A 16656-nucleotide genomic window follows, 5' to 3' on the forward strand; every position below is an offset into this window, starting at 1 on the left:
GCCGCCCCCGCGCCCGTCCACCGCGTCCCGGGCCCGGGCGCCGCGCTCGGCGGCGCGGGCGCGGGCGAAACGGGGGCGGGGCGCGGAGGGGGGCGCGGGGTCGTAGGGGGTGCGTCGGTCGGGGCGGGACGCTTCGCCCGGGTCAGCCGCGCGCGGCGTCGCCGCTTGCGTCCAGTGTCTCCAGTACCAGCCGGGCCGTCTCGGTAGGCGTGCCGCCGACCCGGACGCCGGCCGCCCGAAGGGCCTCCTGCTTGGCGCGGGCGGTGCCCGAGGAGCCGGAGACGATCGCGCCCGCGTGGCCCATGGTGCGGCCCTCGGGGGCGGTGAACCCGGCGACGTAGCCGACGACGGGTTTGGTGACGTGGGCGCTGATGTACGCGGCGGCGCGTTCCTCCGCGTCGCCGCCGATCTCGCCGATGAGGACGATCAGCTCGGTGTCGGGGTCGTCCTGGAAGGCGGTGAGGCAGTCGATGTGGCTGGTGCCGACGACGGGGTCGCCGCCGATGCCGACGCAGGTGGAGAAGCCGATGTCGCGCAGCTCGTACATGAGCTGGTAGGTGAGCGTGCCGGACTTGGAGACCAGTCCGATGCGGCCGGGTTTGGCGATGTCGGCGGGGGTGATCCCGGCGTTGGACTGGCCGGGGGTGATCAGGCCCGGGCAGTTGGGGCCGATGATCCGAGTGCCCTTCGCCCGGGCGTGGGCGGTGAAGGCGACCGAGTCATGGACCGGGATGCCCTCGGTGATGACGACGGCGAGTCCGATGCCGGCGTCGGCGGCCTCCAGCACGGCGGCCTTGGCGAAGGCGGGCGGCACGAACACGACGGTGACGTCGGCGCCGGTCGCCTCGATGCCCTCGCGGACCGTGCCGAAGACGGGGACGGCCCGGTCGGCGAAGTCGACGCTCTGCCCCGCCTTGCGCGGGTTGACGCCGCCGACGACGTCGGTGCCCGCCGCGAGCATGCGGCGGGTGTGCTTCATGCCCTCGCCGCCGGTCATGCCCTGGACGAGGACCTTGCTCTCCTTGGTGAGGTAGATCGCCATGGCGTCCCTGTCTCCTTAGGCAGCGGCGGCGAGCCGGGCGGCTTGGGCGGCGGCGCCGTCCATGGTGGTGGCCTGCTGGACCAGCGGGTGTGCGCGCTCGTCGAGGATCGCCCGGCCGCGGGCGGCGTTGTTGCCGTCGAGGCGGACGACCAGCGGCTTGGTCAGCCGGACGGTGTCGAGGGCCTGGACGATGCCGTCGGCGACCGCGTCGCAGGCGGTGATCCCGCCGAAGACGTTGACGAGGACCGACCTGACGGCCGTGTCGGACAGGATGACCGCCAGGCCGTCCGCCATGACCTGTGCGGAGGCCCCGCCGCCGATGTCGAGGAAGTTCGCGGGGCGGGCGCCGCGGCCCGCGACCACGTCGAGGGTGGACATGACGAGGCCGGCGCCGTTGCCGATGACGCCGACCTCGCCGTCGAGCTTGACGTAGTTGAGGCCGCGGGCGGCGGCCGCGGCCTCCAGCGGGTCGTGGTGCTCGGCCTCCTCGGCGCCCCAACGGGCCTGCCGGAAGCGGGCGTTGTCGTCAAGGGTGACCTTGCCGTCGAGGGCGAGGAGCCGGCCCTGCCGGGTGCGTACGAGCGGATTGACCTCGACGAGCAGGGCGTCCTCGCGGACCAGTACCTCCCACAGCCGGACGAGGACGTCCACGGTCCGCGGCGGCAGCCCGGCCGCCGCGGCGATCTCGGCGGCCTTCGCCGAGGTGACGCCCTCGGCCGGGTCGACGGGGATGCGGGCGACGGCCTCGGGCCGGCTCGCGGCGACCTCCTCGATCTCCATGCCGCCCTCGGCCGAGGCGATGGCGAGAAAGCCGCCGGCCGCGCGGTCGAGCACATACGAGACATAGAACTCGGTCTCGATGTCGACGGGTCGGGCCAGCATCACGGTGCCGACACGGTGGCCCTTGATGTCCATGCCGAGGATCTGACGTGCGGTCAGCTCGGCGGCGGCCGGGTCGGCGGCGAGCTTGACGCCGCCCGCCTTGCCCCGGCCTCCGGTCTTCACCTGCGCCTTCACCACGACCCTGCCGCCGAGCCTGCGGGCGATCTCGCGTGCCTCCTTGGGCGAATCGGTGATCTCGGCCCTCGGCACCACGATGCCGTGTTCCTCGAAGAGTTCCCTTGCCTGGTGTTCGTACAGGTCCATCACCGGCTCCTGTCTGAAAGTGCCGCACGCCCCCTGGACACCACCCACCGGATGCGGGATAACAAGCTTCATACAGTATTCGTCGACTGTATGCAATGTACCGCGAGAGCGTTCCCACCCCCTACGAAGGGACAGGACTTCGCCATGCCCGACGACACCCAGGACGTGATTTCCGGTGGTCATCTCGTTGCCAAGGCGCTGAAGGCCGAGGGGGTCGACCGCATCTACACCCTGTGCGGCGGCCACATCATCGACATCTACGACGGCTGCGTCGACGAGGGCATCGAGGTCGTCGACGTACGCCACGAGCAGGTCGCCGCCCACGCCGCCGACGGCTACGCGCGCATCATCGGCAGGCCGGGCTGCGCGGTCGTCACCGCGGGACCGGGGACGACCGACGCCGTCACCGGTGTCGCCAACGCCTTCCGCGCGGAGTCCCCGATGCTGCTGATCGGCGGCCAAGGGGCCCTCACCCAGCACAAGATGGGGTCCCTGCAGGACCTGCCGCACGTCGCCATGATGACGCCCATCACCAAGTTCGCGGCGACCGTGCCGGACACGGCGCGCGCGGCGGACATGGTCTCGATGGCGTTCCGCGAGTGCTACCACGGCGCACCCGGCCCCGCCTTCCTGGAGATACCGCGCGACGTCCTCGACGCCAAGGTCCCGGCCGGCACGGCCCGGGTGCCGAGGCCGGGCCACTACCGTGCCTCGCCGCGTTCGGCCGGCGACCCCGAGGCGATCGAAGAACTCGCCGACCTGCTGGTGCACGCCGAGAAACCCGCCATCCTGCTCGGCAGCCAGGTGTGGACGACCCGGGGCACCACGGCCGCCATCGAGCTGGTGCGCACCCTCAACATCCCGGCGTACATGAACGGCGCAGGCCGCGGCACCCTGCCGCCCGGCGACCCGCACCACTTCCAGCTGTCGCGCCGGTACGCCTTCTCCCACGCCGACGTCATCGTCATCGTGGGCACGCCCTTCGACTTCCGGATGGGCTACGGCAAGCGTCTTTCGCCGGACGCGACCGTGGTGCAGATCGACCTCGACTACCGCACCGTCGGCAAGAACCGGGACATCGACCTCGGCATCGTCGGCGACGCCGGCCTGGTGCTGAAGTCCGTCGCCGAGGCGGCCGGCGGACGGGTCAACGGCGGTGCGTCGCGGCGCAAGGAATGGCTCGACGAGCTGCGCGCGGCCGAGCAGACGGCCCTCGACAAGCGGCTGCCGAGCCTCAGGTCGAACGCCTCCCCGATCCACCCGTACCGGCTGGTCAGCGAGATCAACGACTTCCTCACCGAGGACTCGATCTACATCGGCGACGGCGGCGACATCGTCACCTTCTCCGGGCAGGTCGTCCAGCCCAAGTCGCCCGGCCACTGGATGGACCCGGGCCCGCTGGGCACCCTCGGCGTCGGCGTGCCCTTTGTGCTGGCCGCCAAGCAGGCCCGCCCCGACAAGGAGGTCGTCGCCCTCTTCGGCGACGGCGCGTTCTCACTGACCGGCTGGGACTTCGAGACCCTGGTCCGCTACGACCTGCCGTTCGTCGGCATCGTCGGCAACAACTCCTCGATGAACCAAATCCGTTACGGCCAGGCCCAGAAGTACGGCGTGGAACGCGAGCGGGTCGGCAACACCCTCGGCGATGTCGCGTACGACAAGTTCGCGCAGATGCTGGGCGGTTACGGCGAGGAGGTCCGCGACCCGGCCGACATCGGGCCCGCGCTGCGGCGCGCCCGCGAGTCGGGGAAGCCCTCGCTGATCAACGTCTGGGTCGATCCCGACGCGTACGCCCCCGGAACCATGAACCAGACCATGTACAAGTGAGGTGAACTCCGGTGACCAGCAAGGCACTCGACGGCATCCGCGTCCTGGACATGACCCACGTGCAGTCCGGGCCCTCGGCGACCCAACTGCTCGCCTGGCTCGGCGCCGACGTCGTCAAGCTGGAGGCGCCGACCGGTGACATCACGCGCAAACAGCTGCGCGATCTGCCGGACGTCGACTCCCTCTACTTCACGATGCTCAACTGCAACAAGCGCAGCATCACCCTGAACACCAAGACCGAACGCGGCAAGGAACTCCTCACCGAGCTGATCCGGCGCTCCGACGTCATGGTCGAGAACTTCGGTCCCGGCGCCGTCGACCGGATGGGGTTCACCTGGGACCGCATCAAGGAGATCAACCCGCGCATCGTCTACGCCTCCATCAAGGGCTTCGGCGACGGCCCGTACACCAACTTCAAGGCGTACGAGGTCGTCGCGCAGGCCATGGGCGGGTCGATGTCGACCACCGGCTTCGACGACGGGCCGCCGCTCGCCACCGGCGCCCAGATCGGGGACTCGGGCACGGGTGTGCACGCCGTGGCGGGGATCCTCGCGGCGCTGCTCCAGCGCGAGCACACCGGACGCGGGCAGCGGGTCAACGTCGCCATGCAGCACGCGGTGCTCAATCTGTGCCGGGTGAAGCTGCGCGACCAGCAGCGCCTCGCACACGGCCCGCTCGCCGAGTACCCCAACGAGGACTTCGGCGACGAGGTGCCCCGCTCCGGCAACGCGTCCGGGGGCGGCCAGCCCGGCTGGGCGGTGCGGTGCGCGCCGGGCGGCCCGAACGACTATGTGTACGTGATCGTGCAGCCCGTCGGCTGGAAGCCGATCAGCGAGCTGATCGGCCGGCCGGAACTGGCCGACGACCCCGAGTGGGCGACGCCCGAGGCGCGGCTGCCCAAGCTCGGCAAGATGTTCCAGCTGATCGAGGAGTGGTCCTCGACGCTCCCCAAGTGGGAGGTGCTGGAAAGGCTCAACGCCCACAACATCCCGTGCGGGCCGATCCTGTCGACGAAGGAGATCATCGAGGACGACTCGCTGGTCGCCAACGAGATGGTCGTCACCGTCCCGCACCCCGAGCGCGGCGAGTTCATCACCGTGGGCAGCCCGCTCAAGCTCTCCGACTCCCCCGTCGAGGTGGTTGCCTCACCACTGCTCGGCGAGCACAACGCCGAGGTGTACGTGGGCGAACTCGGCCTCGGCGACGAGGAGTTGCGCCTGCTCAAGTCGAACGGAGTGATCTGACGTGATGGCCGAGGACCGGGTGCTGAGGGTGCGGGCACTGCTCGACGCGGTGCGCGCCGAGGGCCGCACCGCGCTGACCGCCCCGGAGGGCAAGGTCATCGCCGACGCGTACGGCATCGCCGTACCCGGCGAGGAACTGGCGACGGACGTGGACGAGGCGGTCGCACACGCGGCACGGTTCGGCGGACCCGTCGTGATGAAGATCGTCTCGCCCGACATCCTGCACAAGACCGACGCCGGCGGGGTGATCGTCGGCGTCGAGGGCGCGGCGGACGTACGGGCCGCCTTCCACCGGATCGTGGCGAACGCGCGCGCCCACGACGCCGCGGCCCGGATCGAGGGCGTGCAGATACAGGAGCTGCTGCCCCGGGGGCAGGAGGTCATCGTCGGCGCGGTCACCGATCCGACGTTCGGCAAGGTGGTGGCCTTCGGGCTCGGCGGAGTGCTGGTCGAGGTGCTCAAGGACGTGACGTTCCGCCTCGCGCCGGTGGACGCCGACGAGGCACTGTCCATGCTGGACTCGATCCGCTCGGCGCAGATCCTGCGCGGGGTGCGCGGGCAGCCGGGCGTGGACCGATGGGCGATCGCCGAGCAGATCCGCAGGGTCTCCCAACTCGTCGCGGACTTCCCGGAGATAGCCGAGGTGGACCTCAACCCGGTGATCGCCACACCGGAGTCCGCGGTGGCCGCCGACATCCGGGTGATCCTGGCGGAGAAGCAGCCGCCGCCGCGCCGGACGTACACGCGTGAGCAGATCCTCGCCTCCATGCGGCGGCTGATGCAGCCGTCGTCGATCGCCGTGATCGGCGCCTCCAACGAGCAGGGCAAGATCGGCAATTCGGTCATGCGCAACCTCGTCGACGGCGGCTTCGCCGGGGACATCCACCCGGTGAACCCCAAGGCCGATGACATCCTGGGCCGCAAGGCGTACAAGAGTGTCACGGACGTTCCCGGTGAGGTGGATGTGGCGGTCTTCGCGATCCCCGCCCGGTTCGTCGCCGCGGCCCTGGAAGAGGTGGGACGCAAGAACATCCCCAACGCCGTACTGATCCCCTCCGGGTTCGCGGAGACCGGCGAGCACGAACTGCAGGACAGGATCGTGGCGTTGGCCGAGCGGTACGGCATCCGGCTGCTCGGGCCCAACATCTACGGCTACTACTCCACCTGGCAGGACGTGTGCGCCACGTTCTGCACGCCCTACGACGTCAAGGGCCCGGTGGCGCTGACCTCGCAGTCCGGCGGCATCGGGATGGCCATCCTGGGCTTCGCGCGCACCACCGGGACGGGTGTGTCGGCGATCGTCGGCCTCGGCAACAAGTCGGACCTGGACGAGGACGACCTGCTGACCTGGTTCGGTGAGGACCCGCACACCGAGTGCATCGCGATGCACCTGGAAGACCTCAAGGACGGGCGGGCGTTCGTCGAGGCGGCGCGCGCCACGGTGCCCAGGAAACCCGTCGTGGTCCTCAAGGCGGGCCGTACGGCGGCCGGCGCGAAGGCGGCCGGTTCGCACACCGGGGCGCTCGCGGGCGACGACGCCGTGTACGACGACATCCTCCGCCAGGCCGGTGTCATCCGGGCGCCGGGCCTGAACGAGATGCTGGAGTACGCGCGCGCGTTGCCGGTGCTCCCCACCCCCAAGGGCGACAACGTGGTGATCATCACCGGGGCGGGCGGCAGCGGTGTGCTGCTCTCGGACGCGGTGACGGACAACGGCCTGTCCCTGATGGAGATCCCACCGGACCTGGACGCGGCCTTCCGGGCGTTCATCCCGCCCTTCGGGGCCGCGGGCAACCCGGTCGACATCACCGGGGGCGAGCCGCCGTCGACGTACGAGGCGACGATCCGGCTCGGTCTTGAGGACCCGCGCATCCACGCCCTGGTCCTCGGCTACTGGCACACGATCGTCACGCCTCCCATGGTGTTCGCGGAGCTGACCGCGCGTGTGGTGGCCGAGTTCCGGGCGCGCGGCATCGAGAAGCCCGTCGTCGCCTCGCTCGCCGGTGACGTCGAGGTCGAGGACGCCTGCCGGTATCTGTACGAGCGCGGGGTGGTGGCCTACCCGTACACCACGGAGCAGCCCGTCGCCGTGCTCGGCGCCAAGTACCGCTGGGCCCGTGCGGCCGGTTTGCTGGGGGGCGGTAAATGAGCTGAGTGACGAACGGGCCGGCCGGCGGTGCGCGTCGGCCGGCCCCGGGACCCGAGCGCGCACGAAACGCATTGGACAGGGGGCGCTGGCCAAGAGCTTTCGACGCAAGGGGTGCTGAACAGATGACAACCACCGACTACTCCACGTCCGTCCCGTACCGGGAAGTGACGGACCGCAACGGCCGCATGTACCGGATCGGCGAGTCGGACGTCGACATCATGGGCCGGCCACGCAAGTGGATGGTCGTCCTGCCCTGGGTGGGCATGATGGGCATCAGCTCCGCCGAATACGCGTTCACCTCCGCGGAGGACACGCTCCACGCGGCGCATCTGTGGAGCAGCGGACACATCTTCTGGCTGATGGGCGTCTGGGTGTTCTTCCAGGCGGCCGTGGCCTTCCCGGCCGGGCAACTGCGGGAGAGCGGACGGCTGCCCGCCCGCACGGCCATGCTGATCGGCGCCGTGGGCACGCTGCTCGGCTATCTCGCGCTGGCGTTCGCGCCCACTGTGTTCGTCGCCTACCTCGGCTTCGGCATGTGCAGCGGGATCGGCGCCGGCCTGGTCTACGCGACCTGCGTGAACATGGTCGGCAAGTGGTATCCGGAGCGCAAGGGCGGCAAGACGGGCTTCGTCAACGGCGGTTTCGCCTACGGGTCCGTGCCGTTCGTGTTCCTGTTCACCTCGGTACTCGACCTGGGCAACTACAAGGTCGTGCTCTCGGCGGTCGGCGTCGGGCTGTGCCTGGTGGTGGCCGCCTCCGGCTGGTTCTTCAAGGACCCGCCGAAGAACTGGTGGCCCGCACACGTCGACCCGCTGAAGGCGACCGACGATCCCCGGATCCGCCGGGCGCTGCTGAAGAACCCGCCGGCCGTCAAGCAGTACACCCCGAAGGAGGCCGCCCGCACACCCGTCCTGTGGATGATGTGGTTCTGTCTGCTGTGCACGGCCGGCATCAACATCTTCGGCATCGCCTTCCAGGTGCCGTTCGGCAAGGACATGGGCTTCGCGGGCGGGATCGTGGCCACGGCCATGTCCCTGAAGGCGATCGTCAACGGCACCGGGCGCGGCGTCATCGGCTGGATATCCGACCGCTACGGGCGCCGCAACACCCTGATCATCGTGTGTGTCGTGCTCGGCACCGCGCAGTTCGGCGTGCTGGTCTCCGGACAACTGGGCAGCATGCCGTTCTTCCTGTTCTGCTCGATGGTCTCCGGCTTCGGCGGCGGGGCGATCTTCCCGCTGTTCGCGGCCATGACGGCGGACTACTTCGGCGAGAACAACAACGCCACCAACTACGGAATGGTCTACAGCTCGAAGCTGATCTCGGGGCTGGTCGGCTCCGGTCTGGGCGCGGTCGTCGTCGGCGCGTGGGACTACCACGGTGCCTTCGTGCTGGCCGGCTCCATCGGCCTGGCCTCGGCGGTACTGGCGCTCTTCTTGAAGGCACCGGGCAGGCCGGACGCCCGGAGCATCGTCCCCAACCCGCAGCCTCTGGGCGAGGAGATGGCGTGACATGACGGCAGACCCGATAGCCACCGGTTCGTCGGCCGCATCCGGTCCGGCGCACCGTCCCTACCGCGAAGTGACCGACGCGCGCGGCCGGGTGTACCGCGTCGGCGAGACCGACCGGGACATCCTCGGTCACTCACGCAAGCTCATGGTGTATCTGCCGTGGATCGCCATGATGGCCATCAGCGTCTTCGAGTACGCGTACGGCTCGGCGGAGGACACCCTGTCCCACGCCCACGGCTGGACACAGTCCAACACCTTCTGGATCCTCAGCGTCTGGGTGTTCTTCCAGGCCGGTGTCGCCTTCCCGGCGGGCTGGCTGCGGGAGAAGGGCATCCTGACGGCGCGGGCCGCGATGTACGTCGGTTCGGTGCTGTGTGTCCTCGGATTCCTCGCCCTGTCGCATCTGGGCAATGTGTGGCTGGCCATCATCGGCTTCGGCGTGGTGGGCGGAATCGGCGCCGGGCTGGTCTACGCGACCTGCATCAACATGGTCGGCAAGTGGTTCCCCGAGCGGCGCGGCGCACGCACCGGGTTCGTCAACGGCGGGTTCGCGTACGGTTCGCTGCCGTTCATCTTCATCTTCAACTACGCCTTCGACACCGCGAACTACCACCGTGTCCTGGACCTCATCGGCTGCTACATCCTGATCGTGGTCTTCGGGTGCGCGTTCTTCTTCAAGGACCCGCCGAAGAACTGGTGGCCCGCGGACATCGACCCGCTGCAGCACACGGGCGACCGTAAGCAGGCGTCGAGCCTCGCGAAGAATCCGCCGGCGGCACGGCAGTTCACCCCGAAGGAGGCCATCAGGACGGGCATGCTGCCGCTGATGTGGATCTCCATCGTGATGACCGCGGGTGTCTCCATCTTCGGCATCTCCTTCCAGGTGGACTTCGCCAAGGAGGTGGGCTTCGGCCCGCTGGTCGCGGCCTCGTCGATGGGCGTCATGGCCGTCATCAACGGCATCGGCCGGGGCGTGGTGGGCTGGCTGTCCGACCGGTGGGGCCGCAAGGCTACCCTGGTGTTCGTGATCGTCGTGCTGGGGCTCGCCCAGTTCGGAGTGATCTGGGCCGGTGACGTCAAGAGCGAATGGCTGTTCCTGTTCTTCGCGTTCCTCTCCGGTTTCGGCGGCGGCGCGTTCTATCCGCTGTTCGCGGCGCTGACCCCGGACTACTTCGGCGAGAACTACAACGCCACCAACTACGGGCTGGTGTACAGCGGCAAGCTGGTCAGCGGCCTGTTCGGGGGCGGGCTCGGTTCGATGGTGGTCGGCGCCTGGGGCTACAACGGGGCGTACGCCCTGGCCGGCGGCGTGTCGATGGCCGCGGCATGCCTCGCCCTGCTGCTCCGCCAACCGGGCCACGACCCCCACCCCACCCCCCAACCAACCCCCTGACCCGGAACCCGAGCGGGCCCTCCCCTGGCGTGGGGAGGGCCCGCTCGGGTTGGTGGGGTGGGGTTACCTGCGGCGCAGGGACGCCAGGTTCTGGTAGCCGGTGCGGGCGTGGGTCAGGGACTGGGCCGGGTCGGTGGCGCTGGGCGCGTTGTCCTGCTCGACCATCGGGTTGTGGTAGTTGCGCTGGCCGACGCGGGAGAAGAACGTCGTGTAGTCGATGACGCCGGTGCCGAACGGGACCATGTCATAGCCCTGTCCGTTGGTGTTGTTGACGACGCCGTCCTTCGCGTGGAACAGCGGGTAGCGCTTGTTGTGGCAGGCGACCAGGCCCGCCGGGTCGAAGATCTGCTCCCTGGTGGAGCCGTCGGGAGCGGTGTAGCTGCGGAACTTGTACTGGGCCACGTGCGCCCAGAAGATGTCCATCTCCAGCCACACCAGCTTGGGGTCGGTGACGGACAGGAAGTACTCCAGCTTGCGGATGCCGGAGCTGCGGGTCGGTCGGCCCTGGGCGTCCAGCGGTCCGCTGTCGAGCAGGAAGCCGTACGCGGCGTCGTGGTTGTGCGTGTACAGCTTGATCCCGGCCCGGCGGGCGATCGCGCCGAGCGCCTGCCACTTGTCGGCGGCCACGTCCCAGTCGGACTTGTAGGAGCTGCCGGTGGGGTCGCCGCCGGTGCCCATGTGGTCCATGCCGAGGATGTTCGCGATCTCCAGGTGCTTCTTGAAGGTGTCCAGGTCGGCGGTGGTCAGCGGCCAGGAGGGCGGGATGAAGCCGTGGTTGCCCTGGGCCCGCAGCCCGAACTCGTCCAGCCAGCGACGCAGCAGCCGGGCACCCTGGACGCTCTCCAGGTTCGCCCCGCCGGGCGCGTTCGCGTGCTGGCCGTATCCGGCGAACTCGACCTGCCGGTAGCCGAACCGGGCGAGCTGCTCGAACACGGCCCGGAACCCGGAGGGCAGGCTGGTGGAGAGCGGGTCGCGGCCGGTCGCGTCGCGGACGGTGTACAGGATGATGCCCCGCTTGTCGGCGGGAACGAGCAGCTGCCCTCTGCCGCCCTTCCCGGACGCGGGCGCGGCCGGCGCGGCCTGGACGGGTGCCGCGCCGAACACGGGAGCGGCGATCGCGCCCGCCGCGACGGCGGTGCAGGTGCTCAGGAAGCCGCGTCGGCCGATACCGAGGGCGCGGCGCAGGGGTTCGTCGGTGCCGGTGACGGTGGTGTCGATGTCGTTCACGGGTGCCTCTTTCTGGACTGGTGGTCCGATAGGCCCGCCAGGGCGAGCAGCAGGGACTTCACGTCGGTGGCCGCGATGCGGTCGCCGACGGCGCGGGGGGTGGAGCACAGCAGGAGCGGACCGTCGTCGTCGCTCGCGGGTAGGCGGCCGTGGCTGCCGCGGATGGGTGAGGCGTCGAGGGGCACGACCGCCATGCGGTAGCGCATGCCGAGCTTCTTGCGGGCGAGCGCGGTGGCGGCCTTGACCTTGACGTAGGGGTCGAGCGGGTCCATGAACAGCTCGACCGGGTCGTATCCGGGTTTGCGGTGGATCTCGACGAGCTGCGCGAAGTCGGGGGCGCGGTCGTCGTCGAGCCAGTAGTAGTACGTGAACCAGGCGTCCGGCTCCGCGACGGCGACCAGTTCGCCGGCGCGCGGATGGTCCAGGTGGTGGGCCTTCTTGCCCTGTTCGTCGAGGAGTTGGTCGATGCCGTCCAGTCCGTCGAGGGCGGCCCGGGTGGCGTCCAGGTCCTCGGGGCGGCGCACATACACATGGGCGATCTGGTGGTCGGCGACCGCGAAGGCGCGGGAGGCCATCGGGTCGAGGTATTCCATCCCGTCCTGGGTGTGCACCTCCAGCAGGCCGGCCCGGCGCAGCGCCCGGTTGATGTGCACGGGGCGGTCGGCGCGGGTGATGCCGTACTCGGAGAGGGCCACGACGGTGCGGCCCTCGGCGCGGGCGTCGTCCAGCAGCGGGGCGACGGCGGCGTCCAGGTCGGCGGCGGCCCGGTGCGAGCGCGGGTCGTCGGGGCCGTAGCGCTGCAGGTCGTAGTCGAGGTGCGGGAGGTAACACAGCGTCAGGTCCGGGTTGCGGGTGCGCAGGATGTGCCGGGTGGCGTCGATGATCCACTGGCTGGAGACCAGGTCGGCGCCCGGACCCCAGAAGTGGAAGAGGGGGAACGTGCCGAACTTCTCGGTGAGTTCGTCGTGCAGCGCCGGGGGCCGGGTGTAGCAGTCGGGTTCCTTGCGTCCGTCGGCGTAGTAGACGGGCCGCGGGGTGACCGTGATGTCGGTGTCGGCGCCCATGGCGTACCACCAGCAGATGTTGGCGACCGTGTAGCCGGGGTGGGCGCGGCGGGCGGCGTCCCACAGTTTCTCCCCGGCGACCAGGCCGTTGTGCTGGCGCCACAGCAGGACGTCGCCGAGTTCGCGGAAGTACCAGCCGTTGCCGACGATGCCGTGTTCCGCGGGCATGGTGCCGGTCAGGAACGTCGACTGGGCGGCGCAGGTGACGGCGGGCAGGACGGTGCCGAGCGTGGCCTGGGAGCCGGTCTGGCCGAGCCGCTTGAGGTGCGGCATGTGGTCGAGGAGCCGGGGGGTGAGGCCGACGACGTCGAGGACGAGCAGCGGGGTGGGTCCCGCGGCGGCGGGCGCGGCGCTCATGGCAGCTCCTTCAGGCCGAGGTCGGTCAGCAGGTCGCGGGCCAGGGTGAGTTCGGCGGCGATGCCGTCGGCGAGCCGGCCCCGGTCGCGGGGCCGCAGGTCCGGCGGGAGGGCCTGCCAGGTGTAGGTCTCGACCTCCAGGTGGTGGGTGAGCGGGTGCGGGCCGCCGACGAGCCGGGTCAGGGCGGTGCGCAGCACGGGGAGGGTGGCGGTCAGGGGTGCGGCGGGCGCCGCGTGCAGCGGGACGTGGAAGTGGGACCGCCAGGGCGCGGTGTCGGGCAGCGCGTCGCCGTGCACCGCCTCGGCGAGGTCGTCGGTGCCGCGCAGCCCGGTGTCGGTGAGGGTGCGGGTCTGGTGCAGGAAGCGGGGTTCGGCGAAGGCGGCCAGGGCCTCGCGGACCTCGGGGTGCCGCGGCTCGGCGGCGTGCAGGGCGGCGGACAGCTGGGACTTGACGATGCGGACGCCGGCCCGGTCGAGCGCGTCCAGGGCGGTGTCCGGGTCCTCGAAGGAGGTGGCGAGGTGGCAGGTGTCGACGCAGATGCCGATGCGGTCGTGGGCGAGCGCGGTGAGCGGGCCGATGGCGTCGGCGGTGGTCTCGACGATGCAGCCGGGTTCCGGCTCCAGGCCGACGCGGATGGAGCGGCCGGTCAGCTCCCGCAGGGCGTCGAGGCGTTCGGCGAGGATGCGCAGCGCGGTGCGGGCGGCCTCGGCGCGTGCGTCGTCCCAGCGGGTGCGCCAGGCCAGCGGCAGGGTGGACACGCTGCCTTCGGTGACGTCGTCGGGGAGCAGCCCGGCGAGCACCCGGGCCAGCGACGTGGTGTGCTCAAGGCGTTCGGGGTCGGCCCAGTCCGGCTGGTAGACGCGGTACTTGACCTCCTCGGCGCCGAAGCCCTGGTAGGGGAAGCCGTTGAGGGTGACGACCTCCAGGCCGCGGCGGTCCAGTTCGGAGCGCAGGGTGCGCAGGGCGGCCGGGTCGGTGACGAGGGCGTGGGCCGCGTCCTTGGCGAGCCACAGTCCGATGCCGAGCCGGTCCCGGCCCAGTCTGCGGCGTACGGGTTCGCTGTGGTCGCGGAGTTGGGCGAGGACGCCGTCCAGGGTCTCGGCGGGGTGCACGTTGGTGCAGTAGGCGAGGTGGACGGTGCTGCCGTCGGGGTGCCTGAAGCGCATCGCTCACTCACCGCCGCGCAGGATGCTGCTGCCCTCGTGGGTGGCGCCGGTCTCCGGGACGTCCAGGGCGAGCCGGCCGCTGAGCCCGTAGAAGGCGACCGGGTTGCGCCACAGGACCCGGTCGACGTCGTCCTCGGTGAAGCCGTCGGCGAGCATCAGGTCGGCCACCTTGCGGGTCTTGAGCGGGTCGCTTCTGCCCCAGTCGGCGGCGGAGTTCACCAGCACCCGGTCGGGCCCGTAGGAGCGCAGGATCGCGACCATCCGCGCCTCGTCCATCTTGGTGTCCGGGTAGACGGAGAAGCCGAGCCAGCAGCCGCTGTCCTTGGCCTCCTTGACGGTGGTCTCGTTGAGGTGGTCGACCAGGACGCGGTCCAGGGGCAGCGCGGACTCGCGGACCACGTCGAGGGTGCGGCGCAGCCCGGACAGCTTGTCGCGGTGCGGGGTGTGCACGAGCGCGGGCAGCGCGTGGTCGGCGGCGAGTTGCAACTGGGCGGCCAGCGCGGTGTCCTCGGCCGGGGTCATCGAGTCGTAGCCGATCTCGCCGACGGCCACCACCCGGTCCTTGACGAGGTACCGGGGCAGTTCGTCCAGGACGGGCGCGCACCGCGGGTCGTTCGCCTCCTTGGGGTTGAGGGCGAGCGTGCAGTGGTGGGCGATGCCGTACTGGGCGGCGCGGAAGGGTTCCCAGCCGAGGAGCGAGTCGAAGTAGTCGAGGAAGGAGGCGGGTGAGGTGCGGGGCTGGCCGAGCCAGAAGGCGGGCTCCACGACGGCGCGGACGCCCGCGGCGTGCATGGCCTCGTAGTCGTCGGTGGTCCGTGAGGTCATGTGGATGTGGGGGTCGAAGATGCGCATCAGGACTCCTTGCCGTCGGGGTCGTCCGTGGTGTGCGGCGGTGTCGCGGCCCCGGTCAGGGTCAGCGCCCGGTACAGGTCGTCGGGCACGCGGCGGCCGGCGGCGGTGCGTTCGGCGGCGTAGTCGTCCAGCATGCGGGCGAGTTCCGCATCGCCTCGGGCGCGCCGGGGCAGGTCGGCCACCTCGTCCACGGGCACGCCGGTGAACAGGCACTTGAGGACGGCGTGCCGCCAGTCGTGGGCGGCCAGGTGGCGTGCGGCGTACGGGCCCACGGCGGCGGCCAGCAGCCGGGTGTCGTTGGTGCGCAGCGCGTCCTGGACGAGCGGGAGCGCGCCGGCGTCCGCGACGAGGTGGGGCAGGGCGTGCAGGACCGCGCGGCGTTCGTCGGCGGTGCCCTGCCGGTAGACGCGGGTCAGCGCGTCGGTGTCGGCGTGGGCCGCGTGCAGCACGAGGACGCGGGCGGCGTCGGCATGGGCGGGGCCGCAGCGCCGGCCGGCCTCCGCGAGGCGCAACTCCCAGGCGGAGATGGGTCCGTGGCTGCCCGGGTGGGCGGCCGCCTCGGCGAGGGCGTGGTCCAGCCAGGTACGGGCGGCGTCGTCGAGCCGGGCGTACAGCCTGGTGTGCAGGTCGTCCGGCGGGGTGTGGGCGGGGCCGGCCACCGGGGTGTCGGGTGCGGGGTGCCGGTGGGTCATGCGGTGCTCCCTTCGGGGGTGGCGCGGGGCTCGCCCGGGGCCCGGACGGGGTGCGGGGTGCCCGGTGCCGCGGCGCCGGCGGCGGTGGCCGCGGCGCGCAGGAACGGCAGGGCGAGGGTGGCCTGGTGGGGTCCGGCGTGCGAGTGGCGGGGCAGTTCGACGACGGTCAGACCGCTATAGCCGGTGGCGGCGAGGGCCGCGAGGACGGGCGGGAAGTCGATCTCGCCGTCCCCGAAGGGCAGGTGTTCGTGGACGCCGCGCCGCATGTCCTCGATCTGGACGTGGCGCAGCCAGGGCGCGGCGGCGCGTACGCAGTCGGCGGGCGGCAGCGGTTCGAGGCACTGGCAGTGGCCGATGTCGAGGGTGAGGCCGAGCGGGTCGGGGTCGCCCAGGGTTCGGCGCAGCCGGTGGAAGTCGGCCAGGGTGGCGAGCAGATGGCCGGGTTCGGGTTCGACGGCGAGCGGGACGCCCGCGGTGGCGGCGGCGTCCAGGACCGGTGCGAGGCTGTCGGTGAGCCGCTGCCAGGCGGTGTCCTCGTCGGTGCCGGCCGGGGTGATCCCGCTGAAGCAGTGCACGGCGTGCGCGCCGAGGTCGGCGGCGACCCGGACGGCGCGCAGCAGCAGGTCCACGCGGCGGGCGCGGGCCTCGGGGTCGGCGTCGAGCAGGGAGGGGCCGTGCTTGTGCCGGGGGTCGAGGACGTAGCGGGCGCCGGTCTCCACGGTGACGTCCAGGCCGAGCCGGGCCAGCCGGTGGGCGACGCGGCGGGTGCGGGCGCCGAGGTCCGGGGCGAGCGGGTCGAGGTGCATGTGGTCGAGGGTCAGTCCGACGCCGTCGTAGCCGAGGTCGGCGAGGAGCCCGAGGGCGTCGTCGAGCCGCAGGTCGGTGAGGCCGTTGGTCCCGTAGCCGAAGCGGAGCGGCTGACCGCCGGGGGCCGGTGCGGTTGCGGTGGCCTGGCTGACGGGGGCCGCCGCGGGCACCGTGGGCCG

At 71.3% G+C, this 16656-nt stretch carries 13 protein-coding genes; 5 read left to right on the top strand and 8 right to left on the bottom strand.

Annotation, left to right across the window (positions count from 1 at the left end; all coding sequences use genetic code 11):
- Nucleotides 1-142: 142 nt before the first annotated feature.
- On the bottom strand, nucleotides 143-1042 hold the full coding sequence (gene sucD / locus ACIRFL_RS14210; protein ID WP_404027814.1) for a succinate--CoA ligase subunit alpha: 900 nt from the start codon (nucleotides 1040-1042) through the stop codon (nucleotides 143-145).
- 15 nt (nucleotides 1043-1057) lie between these two features.
- Nucleotides 1058-2188: an ADP-forming succinate--CoA ligase subunit beta gene (sucC, locus tag ACIRFL_RS14215; protein ID WP_404027816.1), complete on the bottom strand. Its 1131-nt coding sequence runs from the start codon at nucleotides 2186-2188 to the stop codon at nucleotides 1058-1060.
- 144 nt (nucleotides 2189-2332) lie between these two features.
- On the opposite strand from sucC, the gene ACIRFL_RS14220 reads away from it, so the two are divergent.
- The 5 genes from ACIRFL_RS14220 to ACIRFL_RS14240 all read left to right on the top strand — a co-directional run bounded on the left by ACIRFL_RS14220 (nucleotide 2333) and on the right by ACIRFL_RS14240 (nucleotide 10312).
- Nucleotides 2333-4015 carry a thiamine pyrophosphate-binding protein gene (locus tag ACIRFL_RS14220; RefSeq protein WP_404027818.1) on the top strand — a complete coding sequence of 561 codons (1683 nt, stop codon included), beginning with the start codon at nucleotides 2333-2335 and terminating at the stop codon, nucleotides 4013-4015.
- A gap of 11 nt (nucleotides 4016-4026) precedes the next feature.
- A complete protein-coding gene (gene frc / locus ACIRFL_RS14225) occupies nucleotides 4027-5259 on the top strand; it encodes a formyl-CoA transferase (RefSeq protein WP_404027820.1) in 1233 nt (410 codons plus the stop codon).
- Between the two features lie 4 nt (nucleotides 5260-5263).
- Nucleotides 5264-7408, top strand: coding sequence for an acetate--CoA ligase family protein (locus ACIRFL_RS14230; RefSeq protein WP_404027988.1), 2145 nt, complete (start codon nucleotides 5264-5266; stop codon nucleotides 7406-7408).
- 122 nt (nucleotides 7409-7530) lie between these two features.
- On the top strand, nucleotides 7531-8919 hold the full coding sequence (locus tag ACIRFL_RS14235) for an OFA family MFS transporter (protein WP_404027822.1): 1389 nt from the start codon (nucleotides 7531-7533) through the stop codon (nucleotides 8917-8919).
- Nucleotide 8920: 1 nt separating this feature from the next.
- Nucleotides 8921-10312, top strand: a complete 1392-nt coding sequence (locus ACIRFL_RS14240; RefSeq protein ID WP_404027824.1) for an OFA family MFS transporter — start codon at nucleotides 8921-8923, stop codon at nucleotides 10310-10312.
- Between the two features lie 63 nt (nucleotides 10313-10375).
- On the opposite strand, the gene ACIRFL_RS14245 is transcribed toward ACIRFL_RS14240, so the two are convergent.
- Genes ACIRFL_RS14245 through ACIRFL_RS14270 form a run of 6 tightly spaced genes read right to left on the bottom strand, consistent with a single transcriptional unit; the run spans nucleotide 10376 to nucleotide 16647 of the window.
- Entirely contained in the window at nucleotides 10376-11539 is a 1164-nt protein-coding gene (locus tag ACIRFL_RS14245; protein WP_404027827.1) for a sugar phosphate isomerase/epimerase family protein, read from the bottom strand.
- The gene (locus ACIRFL_RS14250) at nucleotides 11536-12960 is read right to left on the bottom strand and encodes a nucleotide pyrophosphatase/phosphodiesterase family protein (RefSeq protein WP_404027830.1); all 1425 of its coding nucleotides are present in this window, start codon (nucleotides 12958-12960) and stop codon (nucleotides 11536-11538) included. Before ACIRFL_RS14250 ends, ACIRFL_RS14245 begins: the two co-directional genes overlap by 4 nt.
- Nucleotides 12957-14126, bottom strand: a complete 1170-nt coding sequence (gene eboE, locus ACIRFL_RS14255) for a metabolite traffic protein EboE (RefSeq protein ID WP_404027834.1) — start codon at nucleotides 14124-14126, stop codon at nucleotides 12957-12959. Before eboE ends, ACIRFL_RS14250 begins: the two co-directional genes overlap by 4 nt.
- 3 nt (nucleotides 14127-14129) lie before the next feature.
- Nucleotides 14130-14978, bottom strand: a complete 849-nt coding sequence (locus tag ACIRFL_RS14260) for a TatD family hydrolase (protein ID WP_404027836.1) — start codon at nucleotides 14976-14978, stop codon at nucleotides 14130-14132.
- Nucleotides 14978-15670, bottom strand: a complete 693-nt coding sequence (locus tag ACIRFL_RS14265; RefSeq protein WP_404027839.1) for an EboA domain-containing protein — start codon at nucleotides 15668-15670, stop codon at nucleotides 14978-14980. Before ACIRFL_RS14265 ends, ACIRFL_RS14260 begins: the two co-directional genes overlap by 1 nt.
- Complete coding sequence (locus tag ACIRFL_RS14270; RefSeq protein ID WP_404027991.1) at nucleotides 15667-16647, bottom strand: sugar phosphate isomerase/epimerase family protein; 981 nt, start codon at nucleotides 16645-16647, stop codon at nucleotides 15667-15669. Before ACIRFL_RS14270 ends, ACIRFL_RS14265 begins: the two co-directional genes overlap by 4 nt.
- Nucleotides 16648-16656: the final 9 nt, after the last annotated feature.

The organism is Streptomyces sp. NPDC102462 (genome assembly GCF_044765425.1).
Taxonomy (GTDB): Bacteria; Actinomycetota; Actinomycetes; order Streptomycetales; family Streptomycetaceae; genus Streptomyces.

What these genes read in the sequence shown, in the direction of transcription:
- ACIRFL_RS14265 (WP_404027839.1), bottom strand. Translation starts at nt 15,670, where the DNA reads ATGACCCACCGGCACCCCGCACCCGACACCCCGGTGGCCGGCCCCGCC.
- ACIRFL_RS14230 (WP_404027988.1), top strand. Translation starts at nt 5,264, where the DNA reads ATGGCCGAGGACCGGGTGCTGAGGGTGCGGGCACTGCTCGACGCGGTG.
- ACIRFL_RS14220 (WP_404027818.1), top strand. Translation starts at nt 2,333, where the DNA reads ATGCCCGACGACACCCAGGACGTGATTTCCGGTGGTCATCTCGTTGCC.
- ACIRFL_RS14240 (WP_404027824.1), top strand. Translation starts at nt 8,921, where the DNA reads ATGACGGCAGACCCGATAGCCACCGGTTCGTCGGCCGCATCCGGTCCG.
- ACIRFL_RS14235 (WP_404027822.1), top strand. Translation starts at nt 7,531, where the DNA reads ATGACAACCACCGACTACTCCACGTCCGTCCCGTACCGGGAAGTGACG.
- sucD (WP_404027814.1), bottom strand. Translation starts at nt 1,042, where the DNA reads ATGGCGATCTACCTCACCAAGGAGAGCAAGGTCCTCGTCCAGGGCATG.
- ACIRFL_RS14260 (WP_404027836.1), bottom strand. Translation starts at nt 14,978, where the DNA reads ATGCGCATCTTCGACCCCCACATCCACATGACCTCACGGACCACCGAC.
- eboE (WP_404027834.1), bottom strand. Translation starts at nt 14,126, where the DNA reads ATGCGCTTCAGGCACCCCGACGGCAGCACCGTCCACCTCGCCTACTGC.
- sucC (WP_404027816.1), bottom strand. Translation starts at nt 2,188, where the DNA reads ATGGACCTGTACGAACACCAGGCAAGGGAACTCTTCGAGGAACACGGC.
- ACIRFL_RS14250 (WP_404027830.1), bottom strand. Translation starts at nt 12,960, where the DNA reads ATGAGCGCCGCGCCCGCCGCCGCGGGACCCACCCCGCTGCTCGTCCTC.